The sequence below is a fragment of the Streptomyces sp. CNT372 genome (assembly GCF_000377145.1).
On record NZ_KB897779.1, the window covers coordinates 222,497 to 244,052 of the forward strand.

The window sequence follows — 21,556 nt, forward strand, 5'->3', positions numbered from 1 at the left end:
GCATCCGGCGCCAGCCGTCAAGCGTCAGCCGTCAGGCGTCAGGTGTTCGGCGTCAGCCGCCAGGGGCGAACTCCGCGCGGAGGGCCTGCTTGAGGATCTTGCCCGTCGCGTTGCGCGGCAGGGGCGCCTCCCGCAGGACCACCCGCGACGGCACCTTGTACGCGGCCAGCGTCCGGCCGGCGTGGGCCCGCAACTCCTCCGGCCCGGCCGCCGCGCCGGGGCGGAGCCGCACCACCGCGGCCACCTCCTCCCCCAGCCGCGCGTGCGGCACCCCGAGCACCGCGCAGTCCACCACGTCCGGGTGCGCGTGCAGCACGCCCTCCACCTCGACGCAGTACACGTTCTCGCCGCCGCGCAGGACCATGTCCCGCAGCCGGTCCACGACGGTGACCGTGCCGTCGCCGGTGCGCCTCGCCAGGTCGCCGGTGCGCAGCCAGCCGTCCCGGAACGCGTCCGCCGTCGCGGCCGGGTCGCCCCAGTAGCCGCGCACCGTGCCCTGGCCGCGCAGCCACAGCTCGCCGACCTCGCCGTCCGGCAGCACACCGCCGTCCGGACCCGTGATCCGGACCTCCACGGCGGGTGCGGGACGGCCCGCGCTGTCCGGCCGGGACCGGTATGCGTCACCGGAGCCGGCCAGGACGCCACCGCTGGTCTCGGTCAGCCCGTAGCCGTTCCGCGGTTCGATCCGGTGGCCGTGGGCGGCGGTCAGCCGGGCGAGGAGACCGGGCGGCGGGGGCGCGCCGCCGGTGCCGAGGTGGGTGAGGCTAGCGAGCGCGGACCCGGCCCGCCCGGCCGCGTCCAGCAGGTCGAGAGCGGTGGTCGGGACGCCCGAGAAGTGGGTCGCGCGGTGTGTGTCGATCAGCCGGACGGCGGCGTCCGCGTCCCACTTCGGCATCAGCACCAGGGTGCCGCCGACGCCCATCGTCGCGTAGACCGTGGTGAACGCGGCGACGTGGAAGAACGGGAAGGTGGTCAGCGCGACCGGGGTGCCGCCCTGGCCGGGCAGCAGTCCGCGCCCGAGGGCGGAGACCGTGGCGTGGTAGCGGGGGTGGACGGTGGCGCCCGCCTGGGCGAGGTGGGTGGCGACCGCGCCCCGGGGGCGTCCGGTGGTGCCCGAGGTGTAGAAGACGGTGGCGTCCGACTCCGGCAGCACATCGACGTCCGGGGGCCCGGCGTACGGGTCTGGCGGGCCGAAGTCCTCGTAGCGGTCCACCCCGTGGGGCGTGCCCTCCGGGCCGGGGCCACCGTGGAAGAGGACGCAGCGCGCCCCGGTCCGCCGGCGCCAGGCGTCGACGCGCGGCAGGTGTTCCCCGTCGACGAGGAGCGCGCGGGGGGCGCAGTCGTCGAGCGCGTACGCCAGCTCCCCTTCGGTCCAGTGCGTGTTGAGCGGTACGGCGACAAGGCCCGCCAGCTGCGTTGCCCAGAAGGCGATCTGCCACTCGGGGTGGTTGCGCATCACCAGCGCTGCCCGGTCGCCGGGGGCGAGCCCGTGGGCGCCGGTGAGATGGCGGGCGAGCGCGCTCGCGGCGGCGAAGAACTCGCCGTAGGTGTACGAGCCCGTCTCCGCGAGGAGGAACGGCCGGTCCCCGTACGCCCATGCCGTCTCCGCGAACTCCCGCAGGGAGCGCGGCCCGGATACGTACTCCAGCGCGCCGTCCTCGCCGCGGACGACCTCGAAGGGCGCGCCGGGGGCGGTGAGCCGGGCGAGCCACGGGTCGGGCGGCCCGACCCCGGACGCGGAAGGGGACGCGGGCGTGGGCGTGTTCGGCACGCGGCGACGCTATGCGGGGCCCGCCCCCTGGTCAAGGCGGGTACGGACGGGGCGCGTGCTCCCGGCGGGCCGGGGCGGGCTCCGCCCGGACCGGCCCGGACCGCGCGTCTCGTGGGCTCCTCGCCGGACTCTCCGACCGGCCCGTCGGGCACCGGGCCGGGGCGCCGGGCCGGGCGCTGGATCCCGCGCCCGCGCCTTCGCCCGCGTGTGCGCCCTGCGCGTGCGCCCTGCGTGTGCCGGTGGTACCGCGTCTCCGGACGGCTTGGCGGTTGCAGGGGCGGGCCCGCGAGGAGGAGGGCCCGGTCCGCCCGGGCGGCTGACCGGCCCTCCAGGTCTCCTGCACGCCACGCGGGCGCGGGCGGAGAAACGTTCCCCCAGCCGCGCCCGGTCCGTGGCCCGGTCCGTCCGCGTACGTCGCCGGCGTGTCCCTTGCGTCGCCGACGCGTCCAGCGACCGGCCCGGCCTTCCCTACTCGGACTTGACCTCGATCGTCCCGTCGTCCGACGACCCGGCACCCGGGGCCGAGGCCCCCGCGACCGCTCCGCCCGCCGCCGGCGTCCCGTCCTTCTGGGTGATCCCCTGAAGCAGCTGTGCCAGGTCGACACCCGTGGTGGAGCCGAGAAGTTCGAGCCCTTGGGCGACGTTGTCGGCGACCGCGCGCGGCAGACGACCGGCGCCGTCCGTGGAGATGACCGTCATCTTGTCGATGGCGGACAGCGGCTCGGCCGCCTTGCCGACGACCTGCGGCAGCACCTCGACGAGCATCTGCAGCACGGCCGCGTCGCCGTACTGGGCGAAGGCGTCCGCCTTCTTCCGCATGGCCTCCGCCTCGGCGGAACCCTTCGCCGCGATGGCCGCGGCCTCCGCCTCACCCTCGATCCGCACGGCGTCGGCGAGCGCGGCGCGGTGCGCCTTCTGGCCCTCACCCGTCAGCCGGTCACGCTGGGCATCGGCCTCGGCCTGCTTGACCAGGGCGATACGCCGGGCCTCGGCCTCCTGCTCGGCCTGGTAGCGCGCCGCGTCGGCGGGCTTGCGGACCTGGGTGTCCAGCTCGCGGTCGGTCAGCGCGGCCTGGCGCTCGGCGACCTTCTCCTGCTGGCTGAGGATCTCCTGCCGGCGGTCGGCCTCGGCGAGCGGGCCGGCCGCGGCGGCGCGGGCGGCGGCCTCGTCCGTCTCGGCCTTGATCTCGGCCTGCTTGAGCTCGAAGGTCCGCTGCGCGATGGCGATCTCCTCCTCAGCCTTCAGCCGCGCCTGCTCGGACGCGCGCCGGGCGACGGCCTCGGCGATGTCCGCCTCCTGCTTGGCGCGCGCGGCCTCCGGACGGCCGAGGTCCTCCAGGTAGGTGCCCTCGGTGGTGATGTCCTGGATCTGGAAGGCGTCCAGCACCAGGCCCTGCCCGGACAGGCTCGCCTCCGCCTCCTCGGCGACCTGCCCGGCGAAGGCGGCGCGGTCGCGGATGATGTCCTCGACCGACATCCGGCCGACGATGGAACGCAGCGCGCCGGACAGCACCTCCTGGGTGAAGCCGACGATGCCGCCCTGCTGCATCAGGAAGCGCTGCGCGGCGGCCCGGATGGAGTCCTCCGTGCCGCCGACCTTGACGATCGCGACACCTTCGAGGTTGACCTTCACGCCTCGCAGGGTGACCGCGCCGCGCACGGCGACGGGGATGTGCCGGCTGGACAGGTCGAGCGTGAACTTCTGCTGCACGAACGGCACGACGAAGACGCCGCCGCCGACCACGACCTTCTGGCCGCTGTTGTCGGTGAACACCCGGCCCGTCTCCGGGTCGGTCGACGTCTTCCCGCGGCGGCCGGTGACGATGAACGCCTCACTGGGACCGGCGACCTTGTACCGCGTGACGACGACGAGGGCGAGCAGCACGAGGAGTACGGCGACTCCCACCACTGCGGTGAGTACAGGGCTCATGGCGAATCCCCTTGAGTGGAACCGGACAAGTACAGGTCGGTGGTGCGGCCGTGGATCCGCCCTCGGAGGGGGGCGGGCCGTCGGGCCGACAGCCGGTGCTGTCGCCTACGTCGGAGCGTCAGCGGTCCACGGGGCGGACCGCCACGGACGTCGGACTGAGCACCGACTCGACCCAGACCTCGGTCCCGCGCGCCACCGGGGTGGCGCTCTTCGCGGCGTACTTCACGGGCTGCCCGGCGAGGTACACCAGCACCTCGCCGTAACCGGCGGACGGAATCCCGGTCACGACCGTCCCCGAGCTGCCGACCAGGTCGTCGCCGCGAGGTGTGTCCGCGTCGCCGTCCCGCAGCAGGGCGCTGCTGAAACGCCAGGTCAGCCAGCCCGCGCCGGCCCCGGCCACCACACCGACCGCGGTGGCGACCCCGGCGCCGAGCCCCGTGGTCCCGAGCGTGATCGCACCGGCGAACCCGAGCATCGACACGAAGCCCGCGATCACCGGGAGCGAGAGCAGCCCGTCCAGGCCCCCACCGATCCCGTCGAAGAGGCCCTCCAGGAGCCCGTCGAAGATCAGCGACAGCGCGAGGACGACCACGCCGGCAATGCCGAGTCCGAGAAACCAGCCCATGCCCGACCACCCCGTCCCACGCACTGCACCACTCGGTACAACACGATGGTTTCACGTTCCTGCGGGACATTTCACTGCCCGATCCCGGCAATTTTCCCCCACCTTCCCTGCGGCCCCCTCCCGACGGGCGGGACCTGCGACGTTCCGTACGCGCACGATCACCCGCCCCTCCCGCGCCGGGCAGACAACCCCCGGTACGCACCGCACCCCACCCGCTACACTGTCGGCGGTGGCCCAGCCCTCCGGCCGGACCTACCACCTGTCGGACCCCACCCCGCACCGCCTGCGGGCCGGCCACCCGACGGAACCCCGCCTTCGTAGCTCAGGGGATAGAGCACCGCTCTCCTAAAGCGGGTGTCGCAGGTTCGAATCCTGCCGGGGGCACCAGCCAAAAGGCCCCGGACCGATCATGGTCCGGGGCCTTTGACATCCACTTCTGACATCAACGAGGGCGATCACCCACGACCGGGCCGCCTCTTGAGCAGCCGATCCATGTGGCTGATGGCCTCGCGCTGGGTGTCCTGCACGACGTGCGTGTACACGTCCATGGTGATGCTGATCTGGCTGTGCCCGAGGATCTCCATCACTACGCGAGGAGCCACCCCGGCAGCGGTTAGCAGCGTGGCGCACCCGTGCCGGGCGTCGTGCAGCCGGATCACGCGGAGGCCGGCGGACTCGGCGACGCGGGTGAAGGAGCGATACACGTTGCGCGGCTCGACCTGGCGCCCGGTTCGGGTGGTGAAAACGTAGCCCGACTCGTGCCACTGCTCTCCCGCCTTGACGCGCGCGGCCGACTGCCGCATCCGGTGCCAGCGCAGCGGGGCGATGCAGAGCGCGGGCAGCGGGACGACGCGTCGACGGCGGCTCTTGGGGTCGTCGTCGTACAGGACACCACGGCGCCGCTGGGTCTGCTGGCGGACGTGGAGGACGCGGTTTTCAAGGTCGAGGTCAGACCAGCGGAGACCGATGATCTCCCCCCGGCGCAGGCCCATGGCGATGGCGAGCACGAAGGCCGCGTAGAGCGGGTCTCTGCGGGACGCGGCGAGGAAGGCGAGCGTCTCGTCCAGGCTCCAGGGCTTCAGCTCCCGGTTGTCCGTACGGGGCGGCTCGACGAGCTTGGCGACGTTGCGTGTGATCAGCTCCTCGCGGCAGGCGGAGGACAGGGCGGAACGCAGAACGCGGTGCGATTCCTTGGCCGTTGCCGCAGTGGTCTCCTTCTCCAGACGGACGAGAAAGCGGCGCACGTCGGCGACGGCGAGGGATTCGAGCCGCTTGGAGCCGAGCAGCGGCACCAGGTAGAGCCGGACGTGCGACTCGTACTTGTCGTACGTGCTGAGCTTCCGCCGAGGCTTGATCACGTTGTCCAGCCAGTACGGCAGCCACTCGGAGAGCTTGGCCGAGCGAGTCGGCACGGGCACGCCCTGGTCGACCTTGGCGAGCAGTTCCCGGCGCTTGGTGTCGCACTCCTGCCAGGTCTTGCCGTAGGCGAACTTACGGGCACGCGTGCCGTCCGGCTGAAGCACGTAGACGGCGCACTGATAGCGGCCGTCCTTGCGCTTGGTGATCGTGCCCGCCCCGTTCGGGTTGCGCTTGCGCTGGCCAGCCATCAGGCAGACTCCTCAATCTGGCCGAGTACGAAGTCCCGGACTGCGTCAGCGGGGATGCGGCGGGCACCGTCGATCTTGATCGAGATCAGGCGGCGAGTTCGGATCAGGTCATAGACCTTTGAGCGTCCGACCTTGAGCCGCGCCATGACGTCGGGCACGGTCAGCAATTCAGGGGTGGCAGTGGTCATGCTGCGGCTCCTTCCAGGGCGAGTTGATCGCGTAGGGCTTCGCGGGCTGTTTCGCGGTTGTGCTGGAGGTCGCGGGCGATGGTGGCTGCGAGGGCCGATTCGCCGGGGGTGTGGCCGTGTCCGGCGTACTGCCAGTCGGCGAGGACGAGCACGGTGTCCGGCTCGCGGTCGTCCAGGGCGAGCGCTTCGCGTTCCTGCGCGGCGCGGTAGTCGGCGCGTGTCTGGCGGAGGGCGCCGAGGGTGGTGGAGTAGCGGCGGGACTTGGAGGAGAAGTGGCCGCGGAAGCCGAGCATGTGAGCCCAGGCCCACAGGCGGCGGTCGGGATACAGCGGGTCGAGCCGCTTGCATGCCTGGATGAGGCGGCGGGTGTGGTCGGGGACCTGGTGGCGGTCGAGTTCGGAGAGCTCGCCGATGCGGCGGTCCAGGGTTCCGGTGCTCTCGGCCGCCTTGGTGGCGTACTTGGCGACGTAGGAGGCCACGGCCTGTTCGGTGATGTCGGAGCCGTCGCCGAAGGCCTTGACCGGGCGTACGTCGAGCTGTCTGCCCCAGCGGAAGGTGCGGGCAGGCTGGTCGTCGGCGGCGGGGACCGAGACCGAGGTGTAGGAGTGCGCGGCAGCCGCCCGGATGGCGTCGGTGAGGAGGTCGACCGTGGCCCAGGACGGCGGTGGCGTGTCCGGACCGTCCGGGCCGTCGATGCGGATCACGGCGTGAAAGTGCAGGGCCCCGCGCTTTTGGAACTCGGCGACCTTGCCGTACGACAGCCGGGCCGTTTCCTTGAGCTCTCGCTGTGTCAGGCCCGCGCGGGCTGCGACCTCGCGGCGGAGCCGGTTGGTGAAGCGCTGCCACAGCTGGCCCGCGTGGTTGTTGAAGAGGACGGCGCCCGCGTAGTCGTAGGTGGCCGGGTCGAGGGCGGTGCCGAGGGCGGGATCGTCGGCGGAGTGGTGGGTGCCGCAGCGGCAGGCGCCATGGTCGGGGCGGTTGTGGACGCGGCCGAAGGAGGGGGCGGTGAGGGTGGCGAAGACGCGCGGGTGGTCGCGGACGGTGGCGGGGATGTCGCGGCGGTCGTCACCAGCGAGGCCCGCACGGATGAGGTGGTAGGTGTCGCCCGCGTAGGTCCAGGCACAGGACGGGCAGCGGGAGGCGCGGCGGTTGCCGCAGGCGAGGCGGAGGCGTCCGCCCGGCTCGTTCTCGGTGGCGTAATGGTGCAGGGTCTCGCCGGTGACCTTGTCTTTGGCAATCGTCCAGCCGGTGAGGTGGATGGGGTCGGCGCAGCCGCCGGTGCGGCGGATCTGCTCGTGCCAGCGGTCGTAGTCGGACGCCGAAGCCACCCTCAGCAGGTCGCCGAGGGTGGTCGGGTCGAGCAGCAGGTCAGGCACGGGCACCCTCCCGGGTGCTGCGGGTGCGAGTGGTGCCGGTGCCCTGGCAGGCCGGGCAGCGCGCGGTGATGGTGCGCAGGTGACCGCGGGCGTCACGGCCGCCGAGGGTGATGGCAGCGGAGGCGTGCCCGTCGCAGTGGGGGCAGATGCGGGGCGTGGTGGGGTGCGTCATGCTGGGGGTTCCTTCCGGCTCTTCGGGGTTCGGCAGGGGCAGGGCTCCCGGGCGGCGGAGACTTGGCGGTTGAGGCCGCCCGGGGGCCGGTCAGTGGCGCTTGGCTTCGGTGTTGATGAGCGAGCGGACGACCAGGGCGCAGACGGCGACCGAGGCGCCGGTGACGGCGACCGCGAGGAGCATCGAGACCAGAACGGCGCCGACCACCAGGACCACGGCCGTGCCACCACCGACCAGGGCCACGACTGCGCCCGGAGTGAGCTGGACCGTGGGCCGGGCCGACATCGCAGCCGGGGTGACCGGTGCGGGTGTGGTGGTTGGCTGGTGCTGGATGACGGCGGTCGGCTCGATGGCGGCGGGCGGGGTGATCAGGCCGGTCGGCTGGGGCATGGTCGGGATCTTCGGGCGGAACATCAGCGGATCTCCCTTCTCGGGCGGGTTACTTGACGGCGGTGTCGATGACGGGGGCGAGGAGGCTGTCGGCGATGAGGTAGCCGCCGAGGAGGAGGACCAGGACCAGCCAGAGCGGCGGGCGGATGAGCTTGATGCCGAGGTAGCCGATGGCGGCGAGGGCGAACCAGAGCGGTACTTCCACGGGTGGTGGCCTCCTAGCGGACGGTGCAGCGGTGGGTACGGGCGGCGAGCTGAGCGGCGGAGGAGCTGGAGTAGTCGGCGGACCAGCCGCAGCGGTCGTTGGTGCACACGGCGGCGTGCTTGGTGCGGCCGTTGCGGTCGCGGTGGGTGCCGATCTGCACGGGGCCGATCCGCATGACGGAGTGGAAGTGATCGCGGGCAGGCATGTCCGTGGTTCTCCCTTCGGGTCAGGCGAGTTGGGCGGCGATGGCGTCGGCCAGCTGCGGCGGGACGCCGAGGCGGGCGCGCAGGGTGTCGCTGTCGATCGGCGATCCGGTCCGGGCCTGGTGGTCGTCGGCGACCTTGCGGGCGTGGTCGACGAGCGCGGCCGGAACGGGCGGAGCGGTAACCGCGGGCGGAGACGGGACGGGCGCAGGTGCGGGAAGGGCCGGAGTGTCCTCAACCACTGGCGGCAATGAGGTCGAGGCGTCCAACTCCGTTGCTCCGATGTCCGGTTCGGGGTCGGGGTCGAGGTGGAGCGCGGGTGCCGGCGGATCCGGCGCCCGGTCTTCGGCGGAGTGGGCGAGGAGGGTGCCGCCCATGAAGGCCAGCGCGGGCCAGGCCGCGACGAGAATCCGCAGCCAGGCGGGGACCTGGTCGAGGTCGAGGAGTCCGGCGGTGGCGACGTTGGCGCCGAGCGAGGCCACGAGCGCGATCACGAACCAGCACCAGGCCAGCCGGGACGGGCCGTCGATGCGCAGGCGTCGCCAGGCGGCGACGAGGAGCAGGTCAACTGAGACCGGGTAGGCCCAGGCCTTCCAGCCGTCCTGTCCGGCAGCGGCGGCGAGGTCGTGAAGGTGGGCGAAGGACAGAGCCCCCGCAATGACCGCCTGGACGAGCACGGCGTCGATGCGCAGTCGCGAGGCCATCGCGGTCACTCCGCCACGGGTCGGCCGTTGGCCAACGTGATGGCCTTCAGGACCAGGGCAAGGTTGGTCGTGTCGAGGCCGGTGACGGCGTCGCCGAGCGGGATCCGGGCGGCGGTGTCGGCGAGCGATGCAGCGAGGGCCAGGATGCGCAGTTCCCCGCTGGAGGCGGGCATTTCCTTCGCAGCCAGGGCCTCGACGACCTTGAGCCAGTCGACGCCGTACGGCTCGGGGTCGGGCCCGGAGTAGTCGATCAGGAGCAGGCCGGGCCGTTCGGCCAGGCGCTTGATCCACAGGCCGTGGTCGACCAGGAGGCCGATCGCGGCACGCAGGGCCGGGGAGCCGTCGGCCGTGGCCTGGAGGGTGATGGTCAGCTGGTCAGGGTCGATGGTCACGGAGCCGTTGTCGGTGTCGTACCAGGGGCAGTCACGCTCGTCGTGGTCGATGCCGGTCTCATCGCCGTCGACGTCGCCGCAGTGCTCGCAGAACACGAGGAGGCTCCTTCCTGTCGTAAGGCATGGAGGGGGTAGGGACTTGGCACGAAGCGGTCGCGCCAGCCGGGGAAGCGGGGGTGAGGTCAGGCCGTGGCAGGGGCTGTCTTGGACGGCGGCACCGGGGCCGAGGGCGCCGGGGCGAGCGCGGGCCGGAAGGCTGCCAGGGCGGGCAGGTCCGGCGTGCGCTCAGCGTGCTTGTTGCAGATGTTCACGGCCTCGCGCAGCGAGGTGTGCGGGGCACGGATACGGGCCCAGCCGCCGGACGCGTCGCCCGTGACGGCGATCCCAGGGGTGTCGGTCGGGATCTGGATCGCGGCGAGGACGGCGTCCGGCGCGATGTCACCGAAGGCCATGTTCGCCGAGGATTCGTCGTTGACGCGGTGCGCGGTCCGGCCGGTGAGCTGGGCCCGGAGCATCGTGATGCCCTTGCCGAGTTCGGACCCGAAGCGCTGCCCGCAGATTTCCAGGTAGATGCCGGCGGCGCGGCCGAGCTGGGCGAGCCGGACCAGAGCGGTGATGATGCGGTCGCGTCGTTTCTCGTCGTCCTTGGTGGCGAAGAGGGCGAGTTCGGCGACCTCGTCGACCAGGACCACGACCGGGACCGGGCGCAGGTCGGCAGGCAGGTCCCAGATGTCGGCGGCGATCTCCGCATCCGGCACGTTCACCGTGATCCGCTGGTTGGCCCGGATCAGCTGATAGACCTCCTCCATGTGCGTGACGAGCGCTTCGAGCAGGGCGAGGGCGGTGTCAGGGTTGTCGGCGAGCGCGGAGAACCGGCGCGCCAGCGGGAACAGTTCCACCCCTTGCTTGCAGTCGATGCCCACCAATGCGACATCCAGCGGAGCCAGCCCGGCGACCAGATTGCGCTGGTAGACAGACTTCCCCGATTCGGTAGCACCGAGGGTCAGGCCGTGTGGGACGGTCCGGTAGTCGCGGTAGTGCACCGACCCGTCCTCGCGCAAGGCGACCGGAACCCGCATCGGGCGGGCGTCGGTCTTCGCGGGCATCTGCACCCGCCTGAGCACGTCGTAGCCGGTCATCCGCACCTCCACCACACCCGAGCGCAGCTCACGTGAGGTGACGCCGTACAGGCCGAAGGAGTGGCGCAGCCGGTCTGCGGACGCTGCGACGTCGAAGGCGTCCTGTCCCGGACGCAGACCCAGGCGCAGGACCAGGCCGGTGCGGGTCGGACGTATCCGCAGGATGCGCGGCGGGCGGGACTGCGGTACCTCCCGGTTCGCCACCCGGGCCAGAGCCAGACGCCAGCGGGACGGCGGAACCGTCAGCCCGCAGGCATCCATGACCGAGGCGTAGCGGACCAGGACCCTCACCGTGGCGAGGGTGACCCCGAAGGTCAGCCAGTACCAGGCGGGACGCCGCCACCGCAGGATCACTGCGGAGGCGACGACCAGCAGCAGAGCGACCATGAACCAGGTCATGATCAGGCAGCCTTGGGCTTCGAGGCAGCAGCGGCGAGCGAGGTGACCGCGACCGCGCGGAACGCGATGCCGTGGCGCTTCTGACCGTTGAACTCGTTCTCCCACGCCGAGGCGACCAGGCCCGTCAGCGCGACCGGGGTGCCCATGGTCAGGTCCTCGGAGACGCCCGACTGCGGGACGGTGAGCTTGAGGATCTCGACCTCGTCCGGGGTGGAGAACATGACCTCCACGGTCATCAGGGTCACGCCGTCCTTGTCGAGGGCGATCTCACCAGTACGGCGGTCCTTGACCTTCGGCTGCGGAGCCTTGGCCATCATCACGGTCGCGGCGGAGGTGTCGACGGGAATCTGACGCATGATGGAACTCCCTTTCAGGGGTGGGAGCGGCGTACTTGCTTGGCGGTGGGTCGCCGCTCCCGTGCGTTGGCGATGTGCCCGCAGCTAAGCCGCAGGCCTTTGCGCTTCCAACTGGTGCGCACCAACAGACTGCAACTGGTGCGCACCAGATGTCAAGCGGTGTCGCCGGTCCGGCACTTCAACTCGCCTTACGGCGACGATTCAAGAGAACCGTTTCCGCCAACGACCCGGTAGCCAACAGGGGTTAACACCTGTCGCGTTAACCCCTGCCGACCTGGGGTGATGTGAGGGATGCTGCTAGGAGGTCTCAACAACCCAAGCAGGGCGGCGCGACGTGACGAACGGACTCAAGGCAGCAAGGAGCGCACGAGAGTGGTCGCAAGAGCGGCTGGTCCGCGAGATTGAGCGCCATGCGCGACAGCACATGCTCACCGTCGCATCAACGGCGAGTCTGCGGGTGTACGTCTCGGAGTGGGAGAACGGTCGGCGCCCTATCTCGGCCCGCTACGCGAAGATCCTCCGCGCTCTGCTCGGCATCACCGACGACGAACTGATGGGCAGGACGGACACCGCAGCCGCGCCAGCCACGGCGGACGGATACGACGAACTCATGGGCCGGATCGATGCGGCTCGCACCGTCAGTCTGACCATGGTGAAGACCTTCATGGACCAGACGGAGCTTTTCAGGACCATGGACCGGCAGATGGGGGCTGCGAGCCTCGTAGACCAGATGGGCGCCCATCTGACTACCCTTGAGGACGCACTCACGTTCGCTGTACTCCCTGAAACCCGGCGTCCGGTCGCTCTGGCTCTGGTCGGGGCAGCGACGCTGGCAGCGTGGCAGGCGCTGGACGTCGGAGCGGTAGAACGCGCCTGGCGGCACTATGAGTTGGGCAAGCGTGCCGCCCAGGAAGCCGACGAGCCGATGTATCTCGCGCACGCCACAGCCGAGCAGGCCTACGTGCTCTGCGACGCGGGCCGCGCCCCCATGGCGGTCGAGTTGATACGCGACGCTCAGCGACTTGGAGGCAAGGCCATGTCCCCGCGCCTCACAGCGTGGTTGTACGCGGCCGAAGCCGAGATATGCGCCCGAGCGGGTATGGCGGACGAGTGCCGGCGGGCGCTGGAGAACGCTGCGCGATGCCTGCCGCCAGGAGAGGAAGCTCGGGACCCGGACATGCTCAGCATCTTCCTGAACGAGGGCCACCTCACCAGGTGGCGCGGCAACGCGCTCGCCCTCATAGGCGACGACGAAGCCGTCAGCAGCCTCTATGCGGCCCTCGATACTGCCGATCCCACGTTCATACGAGCCTCTGCAGGACTGCGCTGCGACCTCGCACAGGCGCACATGGCCCGCGGCGAGTACGACCAGGCCCACGACCACCTACGCCAGGCCCGCTTGCTCGCCAGCCGCACGGGATCGGTACGCCAGCGACGTCGAGTCGAACAGCTCACGCAGCGGTTGTAGGCGAAGCTCCAACACCCCGTGACGCGAGGACATGGAGTAGGGCGACGAGCGTCCCGGAGCCCATCAGTTCGCCGCGCGCCATGAGCCCTGGAATGTCGGAGAGGGGAACCCAAGCGATGTGCCCAGCTTCTTCGAGATCTGTCGGTTCACCGACGAGCTTGGCACCCTGGCCGACGAAGATCTCATGCGGCGAGTCGACCATGCCGACCATGGGCTGATAGGTGATCACGTGCTCAAGAGCGTCCGGGCGCCAGCCGGTCTCTTCCTCGACCTCACGCAAAGCCGTCTGCAAGGGCTCTTCGCCCTCGTCGACGATGCCGCCGGGCAGCTCCCAGCCGAACGAGTTGGGGACGAAGCGGTACCGCCACATCATCAGCACGCGTTCTCGGTCATCGATGATGGCGGCGATGGCCACGTGGTGCAGCTTCACTACGTGGTGCTCGAAGCGCTCAACACCGGGAGGCTCGACGTCGACGAGGCTGAGCGTCACCCAACGGTTGTCGTACAGCGTCCGCTCACCATGGATCTGCCACGGCTCGACATCCGTGGGCGCCTCAGTCGTCACAGACCGATCAGGCACCCGGTACGAGCTACGGCCATGCACCTCGATGGCGCCTTCGGTGATGAGCTTGGCGAGCACCTGGCGGAGTGCCGTACGGCCGATGTCCAGCTCTTCCGACAGGGTCCGCTCAGACGGGAGCTTGGAGCCTGGCAGGTACTTGCCTGTCGCGATCCACTCTCGGATCGTTCGGTAGACCCGCTCTGACTTCGGTCCCATCCGGTGAGCACGCTCCCTGTCGTCGTGTTGCGTACGCCAGCGCAAGCGTAGCGAGAAGGAGCACGTACGGAAATCCGTATGTGGTGGGTACGACCGCGTAGATCATCAAGGGGGCGCGGTACAACTTTCCCTACATCATCAAGAGCCCGCGCACGGCGCGGGCGCGCGCCGCCTCTGCGGCGCGGCCTGCCTCCTGTCTGCGCCCCGGCTGGCCGCGCCCGGCGGCGCGCTCGGCGGCTGCGGGCATGAGGTGGGAGACACCCCCTGTGGCTGGGGCGGTCGGCTCCACGGCTTTAGGCAGCCACTTTGGGGCGAGCCTCGAAGATCATGGCCCCAACGTCGTGCTTTACGGGCAGGTCCACTGACTGCCCGACTCGCCATGAGCTTACGGGGCCATGATCACTCGCCCCAAAGCAGCTCCAGCCCAAAGCCGCTCCACCGACCTCAGGCGTACCCCTCCTGCTTTGGTCCCGGAACCCACGGAAAGCCTGCTCGCTTCTAATCAGACGTCAGGATCCGGTACATCGCCTGACCATCTGCCCGGGCTTCCGCATCCTCCAGCGCCCTCCAGGCCTGGTGATCTGCAGCTAACAGAGCGCTTGCCAACCTGAGCCTTTTGCGATCTCCATTCGTCAACTGCTGCTTGATGCCGAAGGGGTCGACTGGCAATGAGAGCAAGAATGCCAGGTCACGATAGTGTTTTTCCTTAGGCGAGGTAGGGATCCCTAGGGCCGCAGCCTTGCCGACAATCGCACCTAGCAAGCTAGGCCGATGGATTGTTCCGACGCGATCGCCGAGCTGTACAGAGATGCTTTCACTGCGCTGCACCGCCTGCCGCCCCCCAGGGACTTCCAGCGTCGTACCTGGGGGCGTGGTGGTGAGATCAGCGCGCAGCCCAAGGTTGTCTGGAGCAAGCAAGTCAACGACGAGATTTCCCGTGGGATCATCACGCTTATATCTGTGCGTCTTACCTTCTGGAGATACTCCCGCGGGTTCAAACCCCAACTCGCCCAGGGCAGCTACGAGCATGCGCAGACTTCGCTGATCAGAGATGACATCTGCTAGCACGTCAAGATCAAGGCTCGCTGCAGGCGGATTTCTTTCGTGCTCCAACCCGTGCAATAGCACCATCTGACCGCCGATAAGCGTCCAATCCTGGGGGACCTTCTCAGAAAGGTCCAAGAGGGTCCCCCAAAGACCCACCAGCGGCCCAGTCAGTAGATCCGACTCAATTCGGACCTGGACATCCCTCACGCTGCCCCCGCCAGGCTCGCTGCAGACGAAGCAAGCAACGGTTCGAGAATGCCTGCTGCTGCAACGACCGCTCGGTCTTCCTTCGCATCGAGCAAGTCAGCCGCAATCACCGGAGCTGGAGCGTCTCTCCCTTCCTTCGCTTCTTGTACCGCGGACACAAGGAAAGACCAGGCGCTGGCCGGCGGCACTCGCACAACAAGGTTGCCTTTTTCTGCATCGAGGACGAGGCCAAATGCGGCCTCCAGCCGTACTAGCCGGTCTGGATGCACATAGACCTCAGCGCGCCCAGGAGCCACATAGTCAGCGCCCACCCTTGGAGCGGCGCTGGCGCCTGCACGCACTACATCCGAGTCAGCCAGCAAGACCTGCAACGCACTGCGGTGGACGCGGTAGCGTCGTACTTCAGCCCTAGCAGCAAGGAGCTTTTGCATACGCGCAGCTGGCAGATCCCCATGGGCAGCGAGATTCCGTAGGCGGGCGAGCAGGCGAGAGCGCTCCGGGTCCGACAAACCAGGAGGCCGACAGCCCGACAGCATGGCGAGAGCACCCCACGCGTTCCGTGCCGACAAGGGGCGACCAGGCTCAGGAGAGGCCAGCCTGCGTTCACGGACGCTGTCTTCGTCTACGATCCAGCGCCCACCAACCCGCGTGCCTCGCAGTTGACCGTCATGCAGCAACTGGCGCACGCGCGAGTCATCCACACCCAGGCTCTGTGCAGCTTGCCTAACGGATACGAAGTCCACGTCACACCTCCTTGCGCGTATCCTCCCGGCAGCAGGAGGGAACACGCAACCAGTGTCCACCCCTCCTTGAGTTGCGTCAAACCTCTCGACTCCAGGAGGGAACACGCAATCGACCGCACACTGCAAAGTTTCAGCCAAGTATAGGTAAAATTTCGACCAATGAGTGGCTGACTTCGGGTCTCCCTGGATACGCTCCGTGATCGTAGATCAGCGTAGCGACGGAGCGTATCCAGGGAGACCCATACAACTCCCCCATGCTGTGACTGTCCGTAGTCTCGGCAGGTCAGAGCCTGAGCAACCGCTGACATGATCGAGGCATCCCGCCCGCTAACGGCGATGTGACCTCCGACTTCGTGCCCTCCTTCGCAGAAGGCTCGAATCCCAGACGGTCGGCTGCCTTGCCAGCCCGAAGCGTGGACTCCAACGCACGGTGCCAACACTGCCGCTCTAGACCAAGCTAGCCATTCGTCTTAATCGACGGACTCGCCCGACCTTCTCGGGCCTGAAGAGCAACTCGTCGTGATGGGTCTGTAGCTCGCTGTGGCGGTGTACAGGTCGGCATGTCTGGTTGCGCTGGACCAATTGGTCAAACGGCCTCTTAGATGCCTGCCCAGTTCCAGAGCTGTTCTGCTGACATCCAGCGCTGACATCAACGAGCCCGGACAGCGGCACACAGCAGCACCCCCGCACGACCGCCGAACCAGCCGACGACGAGGCCAGGCGCGGGCGTAGATCGAACTCCTAAAGCGGGTGTCGCAGGTTCGAATCCTGCCGGGGGCACAACACGAAGGGCCGGTTCAGAGGAGCGATCTCCTCGAACTGGCCCTTTCGCATGATCGCGGCTGTGCCACGGACGTGCCACTACGACCCCGCGCCGCCCGGTCTCTCACGGATCATGGCTCCCAGTCGATCCGCAATGGCACGGTCCCGGTCGGCGGTCATGTGCTGATAGATCAGCGCGGCCCGCGCAGTGCTGTGACCCATGCGGGTCATCAGCTCACGGTGCTGGCACCGGCCGCCGCCAAGGTGTTGCCCGTGTGTCGAAGATCGTGGAAGTGCACATCACCGGAGAGCCCGGCCTTTGTGCGCGCCTTGATCCAGTCGTCGCGGAAGTTGCTACGCCGGAGTCGCCCACCCTGGGGCCCGAGGAAGACGTGACCGTCGCGGCCGGCCCCCGCGTAGCGCTCCAGGTGTTCGGGCACGTCGGCCAGGAGCTCGTCCGGGAAGGCGACGGGGCGGACACCGGCCGCGGACTTCGGAGCCTTGTCGAAGAGCCTGCCGTCCTGCATCTCCGCTTGGGCCCGCTGGACCAGGACCACGCGCCCGGCGAGGTCGACATCCCGTCGGCGCAGCGATGCCGGGCATTGTCGCCTGTTGGGGGCGAGACGAAGGCCGGGAATCGCGGCGGGCCCGGAGTCACCGGCACCCACGTCGGACAGTTCCCACTCGACATCATCGAGTCCGTCTGCCCTCACGGCGATGCCGGGAGGAAGCGTGAGACACCGGAAGAGCTACGGTCTCGCTTTCCACGGATGGGCCACCCGTGGTCACCAGAGGACGACGCCCACCTCCTCGCGCTCTACCAACAAGGAGAACGTGACTTCGACGCCCGTAGGAAGCAGTTCGGCCGGAAACGCAGCGCCATCCGGTCGCGACTGGCCAAGCTCGGCCTCGAGAGCCTCACTTGACAGCGGTCAAGGCTCAGACGGCTGTGGCTGGGGCGGTCGGCTCCGCGGCTTTACGCAGCCGCCATGGGACGAGCCTCGAAGATCGGGGCCCACATCGGGCTATTGCGGGCAGGTACAGAGACTGCCCGATTCGCGGCCAGCGTACGGGCCCCGATCTCTCGCCCCATGGCAGCTCCAGCCCAAAGCCGCTACACCGACCTCTGCCGGACCACTTGCCCTCACCGGTACGGTCCCGCCATGAAGCCTCAGCCCGGTAAGCGACAACAGTGGTTCGGAACGTTCGCCAGCGTCATGCGTCACGTAGGGCGGAAGCCTCTGCTGATTGGCTGGGGTGCGGTTCTCATCGCCCTGAATGTCATTGCTCAGCGCAACGTGCCACAGCCGTGGTCCGGGGTGATCAGTGCTGCGGTCTTGCCCTGTTGGATCATTCCGGCCTCTGCCAGCTATCAGCGCAGCCGAGCACACACTGAGGGCGCAGACCACTGACGCTCGTGCCGTACAGCAGAGACGTACAGCAACCGTCCCGACCGCTACCGTCCATAGTCGACTCTCAGGCCCCGGATGGGCAGGCGAGGAGACTCCAGCGACCTCCCTGCCCGTGATTCGCATCGAGAGGGTCAGCCCGTGCCACAGGCGTACCAGATGGAACGGGGACTCACGGGGAACGGTGGCTGGCAGCGGGGCTCAGGTGCCGCAGGCACCGAAGTCAGAGTTACCCAGGTCAGCGCCCAACTAGCCCCACCGTCTCCTAGAGCGGGTGTCGCAGGTTCGAATCCTGCCGGGGGCACCAACGCATGGCCCTGACCTGGGGATTCTCTCTCCAGAGAGAGTGCTCCTCGGCCTCGGACGCCTCGTCCGGGGCCGTTTGCGTAAGCGGAGGGAGAGATGGTCTCCGAAATTTCTCCCACAGAACTGGCTCTCGTCGTCGCGCTGCAGCTCGAAGGTCCATGTGCAGGTCTCGGGCGCCTCGCCGGACTGGAGGTCGAGTCGCCGGCCGGGTTCTGGGGTACGACGCGTGGTCGACGCCGTACGTGAGGTGGGAGTCAGCCGGACGTGCTGACCGTCGTTCCACCCGGCACGCTCGTCGGCCAGTTCCCACTCCCCCGTCCCCGAGGGCCGCCATCGGTCGTCGAAGTCGAACTCCTGCCAGTCCAGGAGCCTGACGGCCGCTCGTCCGTCGGGCCGCAGAGTGACCTCCGTTCCGTCGATGGCGACCCACGACCCCACGATTTCCGCCGACTTGACGTCGTGCCGCGCGGGAAGCGGGTCGTACATGCGGGGACCGCACCCCGCCAGGACGAACAGGCAGGCGATGACGGTCGCGACCGGCCGCATCGGGACACGGGAGGACCTGGGGCTTCTGCATCGCGTGGGAGGCGTAGTTGCGCGCCGTCCCGGCCGCCGACTTCCTGAGCCCGCACTCGTGACGCAGAACGCCCCGCCCGGCGTACAACCCTCGGCGCGCGCCGGTGGTCACCACTGCACCGGACGGCACAGGTGCGCGGGGTCCGCCTTGCTGTTCGGCACGGACCCGCGGCGCGGTGCTCGGTCCGGCACACCGGATCGGACGGCCGTCACGGCGTCCCGCGTGCCGTAGGAGAAGAAGACACGCATGCAGCAGTACCTCCGCACCACCCTCGCGACCGCCACCGCGGCCGCCCTCGCCGGCGGGCTGCTGCTCGCCGCCGGCGGTCCGGCCGCCGCCGCGCCGGCCGGGACGCCGGGCGACTTCAACGGCGACGGCTACCGCGACCTGGCCGTCGCCGCGCCCCTCGGGAAGGCCGGCGGCAAGGCGAAGGCCGGCTATGTCGCCGTCGTGTACGGCACCAAGAACGGGCTCGACAAGTCCAAGCGGACGATCATCAGCCAGGCCACACCGGGGATTCCCGGGGTGCCGGAGTCGGGCGACTACTTCGGCGACCGGCTCACCACCGGTGACCTCGACGGCGACGGATACACCGACCTGGTGGTGGGCGTGCACGGCGAGCGGATCGGGAAGACGGACTCCTCCGGCGTCATCACCGTGGTCTGGGGCGGCCCCGACGGGCTGAAGTCCGGCGTCGACATCTCCTCGCCGCTGCCCGAGTACCGCACCGAGCTGGGCTGGAGCGTCGCCACCGGGGACTTCGACGGCGACGGGCGCACCGACCTCGCCGCCGCCAACATCTCCATGCCCGAGCTGAACGTCTTCAAGGGGCCGGTCTCCCGCACCGGCAAGGCCGCCGGGCTCACCGGCATCGACACCTCCGCGCAGACCGGCATCAACGCCGACAGGCTCGTCGCGGGGAACGTCAACGGCGACAAGGCCACCGACCTGCTGGTCATGGGCCAGCAGGCGAGCGGCAGCGGGTACGCGACCCGCAGCGTCCTCTACAAGGGCGGCGCGACCGGTCTGAAGGCGGCGGGCAAGCTCGCGGGCGGCTACGAGGCCGTCATCGCCGACGTCGACAAGGACGGCTACGGGGATGTCGTCACCGGCAACTTCATGGAGAAGTCCGCCGGGGAACCCAACGGCGGTCCCGGGGGCGCGATCACGGTGACCTACGGCACCGCCGCCGGGCTCTCCGGCCGTACGCCGGCCCGGATCACCCAGGACACCGCCGGAATCCCGGGCACCGCGCGGAAGGGCGACAGCTTCGGCTGGAGCCTGGCCGCGGGCGACACCGACCGGGACGGCTACGCGGACATCGCGATCGGCGTGCCGGGCGAGGACGTCGGCGGCCGGACGGACGCGGGCGCGGTCACCGTGCTGCGCGGCTCGTCCAAGGGGCTGACCGCCACCGGCGCGAAGACCTTCACCCAGGACACGGCGGGAGTGCCCGGCGCCGCCGAGGCCCGCGACCGCTTCGGCGCCGCCGTGGAGCTGACGGACGCCAACAAGGACGGCCGCGCCGAACTGGTCGCCGGGGCCTACGCCGAGAACGACGGCGCGGGCTCGGTCTGGTTCTTCAGGTCGGGGACGGGCGGGGTCACCGCGACGGGTTCGACGACCTTCGGCGCCGCGTCGGTCGGCGGCCCGGCGGGCCTGGCCTACTTCGGCGACGTCCTGGCCGGGTAGCGCCCGGCGGGACGGCACGGTCACGGGTCACCGGCGACCACGCCACTGGATCCCAGGCACAAGGCCCACCCGGACCCGAGGAACCGGACCCGAGGCACCGGCCCACCCGAGCCGGAACCACCGGATCCGAGCCGGATCGGCCCAACCGGGCCTGACGCACCGGACCCGGGCAGGAACCACCGGCCCACCCGGACCGGACCAGATAAAGACACACCACCCCTCACCACCCCCACCGAAGGACTCACAACCCCATGCGCACACCCTCCCGAGGCGCCCTGCTCGTCGGCGCTCTCGCTCTCTGCGGCTCCGCCCTCGGCGCCGTCGCGCCCGCCCACGCGGCGGAGACCCCCGTCGTCATCAAGAAGGTGTCCGTGAACGGCGGCAAGGCCGTCGTCTTCGGCACCTCCCGGACGGAGTCGTTCACCATCGCGGTGACCGCCTCCGACGACTCGGGCATCAGCACCAGGCACGCGTTCCTCCAGCTCGACCGTGAACTGGGCGACGACTACTGGTCCTTCCACGGCACCCCCTCCTGCAAGGCCGACAGCGCCACCACCTCCACGTGCAAGCTCACGGTGAAGCTGCGACGCGACATCGACCTGCCCCGCAACACCCTCGCCGGGCCGTGGAACGTGTACGTGCAGCTCTCCTCGAAGGACGGGGACTACTACGGCGGCGACCACTCCAAGCACCTCGTGCAGCGCCGCTCCACCCTCACCGTCGACGCCTCGCCCGAACCCGTCGTCAAGAACCGGACCATCACGGTCACGGGCAAGCTCGCCCGTGCCAACTGGGACCGCTACGTCTACGCGGGCTACACCCAGCAGCCCGTGCAGCTCCAGTTCCGCCCCAAGGACAGCAACACCTACACGACCGTCAAGACGGTGAGGAGCGACGGGACGGGCAAGCTCCGCACGACCGTCAAGGCGACCCGGGACGGCTACTGGCGCTGGAACTTCGCCGGCACCGTCACCACCCCGGCGGTCAAGACGGCGGGCGACTTCGTCGACGTGCGCTGACCGGCTGAGCGGGTGCGTCGGTTGACCTTCACACCGGTGTGAGGGGCGACAATCCCCGGGAAGCCGACGGCCACTCCCGGGAGCACCGATCA

General features: G+C 69.8%; 20 protein-coding genes, 1 tRNA gene and 1 pseudogene. 4 read left to right on the plus strand and 18 right to left on the minus strand.

What is annotated here, in order from left to right; all coding sequences use genetic code 11:
• Positions 1 to 52: 52 nt before the first annotated feature.
• From C593_RS0108915 to C593_RS0108925, 3 genes are all read right to left on the minus strand, one after another.
• A complete protein-coding gene (locus C593_RS0108915) occupies positions 53 to 1,771 on the minus strand; it encodes a class I adenylate-forming enzyme family protein (protein ID WP_018846956.1) in 1,719 nt (572 codons plus the stop codon).
• 468 nt (positions 1,772 to 2,239) lie between these two features.
• Positions 2,240 to 3,700, minus strand: coding sequence for a flotillin family protein (locus tag C593_RS0108920; RefSeq protein ID WP_026277504.1), 1,461 nt, complete (start codon positions 3,698 to 3,700; stop codon positions 2,240 to 2,242).
• Between the two features lie 118 nt (positions 3,701 to 3,818).
• Positions 3,819 to 4,325 carry a hypothetical protein gene (locus C593_RS0108925; RefSeq protein ID WP_018846958.1) on the minus strand — a complete coding sequence of 169 codons (507 nt, stop codon included), beginning with the start codon at positions 4,323 to 4,325 and terminating at the stop codon, positions 3,819 to 3,821.
• Positions 4,326 to 4,636: 311 nt separating this feature from the next.
• Between C593_RS0108925 and C593_RS0108930 the strand changes: the two genes are divergently transcribed.
• Positions 4,637 to 4,712 (plus strand) — tRNA-Arg (locus C593_RS0108930).
• Between the two features lie 68 nt (positions 4,713 to 4,780).
• Here C593_RS0108930 and C593_RS0108935 read toward each other — a convergent pair.
• From C593_RS0108935 to C593_RS0108985, 11 genes are all read right to left on the minus strand, one after another.
• Positions 4,781 to 5,932, minus strand: coding sequence for a site-specific integrase (locus C593_RS0108935; RefSeq protein ID WP_018846959.1), 1,152 nt, complete (start codon positions 5,930 to 5,932; stop codon positions 4,781 to 4,783).
• A complete protein-coding gene (locus tag C593_RS0108940) occupies positions 5,932 to 6,120 on the minus strand; it encodes a helix-turn-helix domain-containing protein (RefSeq protein ID WP_018846960.1) in 189 nt (62 codons plus the stop codon). Before C593_RS0108940 ends, C593_RS0108935 begins: the two co-directional genes overlap by 1 nt.
• Positions 6,117 to 7,496, minus strand: coding sequence for a replication initiator protein RepSA (repSA, locus tag C593_RS0108945; protein WP_018846961.1), 1,380 nt, complete (start codon positions 7,494 to 7,496; stop codon positions 6,117 to 6,119). Before repSA ends, C593_RS0108940 begins: the two co-directional genes overlap by 4 nt.
• Complete coding sequence (locus C593_RS0108950) at positions 7,489 to 7,668, minus strand: hypothetical protein (RefSeq protein ID WP_018846962.1); 180 nt, start codon at positions 7,666 to 7,668, stop codon at positions 7,489 to 7,491. The genes repSA and C593_RS0108950 overlap by 8 nt, the downstream gene beginning before the upstream one ends.
• Before the next feature lie 90 nt (positions 7,669 to 7,758).
• Complete coding sequence (locus C593_RS0108955; protein ID WP_018846963.1) at positions 7,759 to 8,082, minus strand: hypothetical protein; 324 nt, start codon at positions 8,080 to 8,082, stop codon at positions 7,759 to 7,761.
• 25 nt (positions 8,083 to 8,107) lie between these two features.
• Positions 8,108 to 8,263: a hypothetical protein gene (locus C593_RS32375; protein ID WP_018846964.1), complete on the minus strand. Its 156-nt coding sequence runs from the start codon at positions 8,261 to 8,263 to the stop codon at positions 8,108 to 8,110.
• Positions 8,264 to 8,276: 13 nt separating this feature from the next.
• A complete protein-coding gene (locus C593_RS0108965; protein WP_018846965.1) occupies positions 8,277 to 8,468 on the minus strand; it encodes a mobile element transfer protein in 192 nt (63 codons plus the stop codon).
• A gap of 21 nt (positions 8,469 to 8,489) precedes the next feature.
• On the minus strand, positions 8,490 to 9,170 hold the full coding sequence (locus C593_RS0108970) for a DUF2637 domain-containing protein (RefSeq protein WP_018846966.1): 681 nt from the start codon (positions 9,168 to 9,170) through the stop codon (positions 8,490 to 8,492).
• 5 nt (positions 9,171 to 9,175) lie between these two features.
• On the minus strand, positions 9,176 to 9,658 hold the full coding sequence (locus tag C593_RS0108975; RefSeq protein ID WP_018846967.1) for a hypothetical protein: 483 nt from the start codon (positions 9,656 to 9,658) through the stop codon (positions 9,176 to 9,178).
• Positions 9,659 to 9,744: 86 nt separating this feature from the next.
• The gene (locus C593_RS0108980; protein WP_026277505.1) at positions 9,745 to 11,100 is read right to left on the minus strand and encodes an FtsK/SpoIIIE domain-containing protein; all 1,356 of its coding nucleotides are present in this window, start codon (positions 11,098 to 11,100) and stop codon (positions 9,745 to 9,747) included.
• Between the two features lie 2 nt (positions 11,101 to 11,102).
• Positions 11,103 to 11,456: an SCO3933 family regulatory protein gene (locus tag C593_RS0108985; protein WP_018846969.1), complete on the minus strand. Its 354-nt coding sequence runs from the start codon at positions 11,454 to 11,456 to the stop codon at positions 11,103 to 11,105.
• Between the two features lie 334 nt (positions 11,457 to 11,790).
• Between C593_RS0108985 and C593_RS0108990 the strand changes: the two genes are divergently transcribed.
• Complete coding sequence (locus tag C593_RS0108990; protein ID WP_486591093.1) at positions 11,791 to 12,924, plus strand: NsdA family TPR-like regulatory protein; 1,134 nt, start codon at positions 11,791 to 11,793, stop codon at positions 12,922 to 12,924.
• Here C593_RS0108990 and C593_RS0108995 read toward each other — a convergent pair.
• The 4 genes and pseudogenes from C593_RS0108995 to C593_RS31440 form a co-directional block, all read right to left on the minus strand.
• Positions 12,908 to 13,702, minus strand: coding sequence for an NUDIX domain-containing protein (locus tag C593_RS0108995; protein WP_018846971.1), 795 nt, complete (start codon positions 13,700 to 13,702; stop codon positions 12,908 to 12,910). The two genes, C593_RS0108990 and C593_RS0108995, sit on opposite strands and share 17 nt — an antisense overlap.
• Before the next feature lie 498 nt (positions 13,703 to 14,200).
• Positions 14,201 to 14,884 carry a hypothetical protein gene (locus tag C593_RS32940; RefSeq protein ID WP_158686809.1) on the minus strand — a complete coding sequence of 228 codons (684 nt, stop codon included), beginning with the start codon at positions 14,882 to 14,884 and terminating at the stop codon, positions 14,201 to 14,203.
• 68 nt (positions 14,885 to 14,952) lie between these two features.
• A complete protein-coding gene (locus C593_RS31435; RefSeq protein WP_486591104.1) occupies positions 14,953 to 15,804 on the minus strand; it encodes a helix-turn-helix domain-containing protein in 852 nt (283 codons plus the stop codon).
• Between the two features lie 756 nt (positions 15,805 to 16,560).
• Positions 16,561 to 17,057: pseudogene (locus C593_RS31440) on the minus strand (tyrosine-type recombinase/integrase); the annotation flags it as partial.
• Between the two features lie 1,942 nt (positions 17,058 to 18,999).
• On the opposite strand from C593_RS31440, the gene C593_RS29155 reads away from it, so the two are divergent.
• Positions 19,000 to 20,445 (plus strand): FG-GAP and VCBS repeat-containing protein, encoded by a 1,446-nt coding sequence (locus tag C593_RS29155; RefSeq protein WP_018846976.1) that lies wholly within the window; start codon positions 19,000 to 19,002, stop codon positions 20,443 to 20,445.
• Positions 20,446 to 20,696: 251 nt separating this feature from the next.
• Entirely contained in the window at positions 20,697 to 21,464 is a 768-nt protein-coding gene (locus tag C593_RS0109035; RefSeq protein WP_018846977.1) for a hypothetical protein, read from the plus strand.
• Positions 21,465 to 21,556 lie beyond the last annotated feature (92 nt).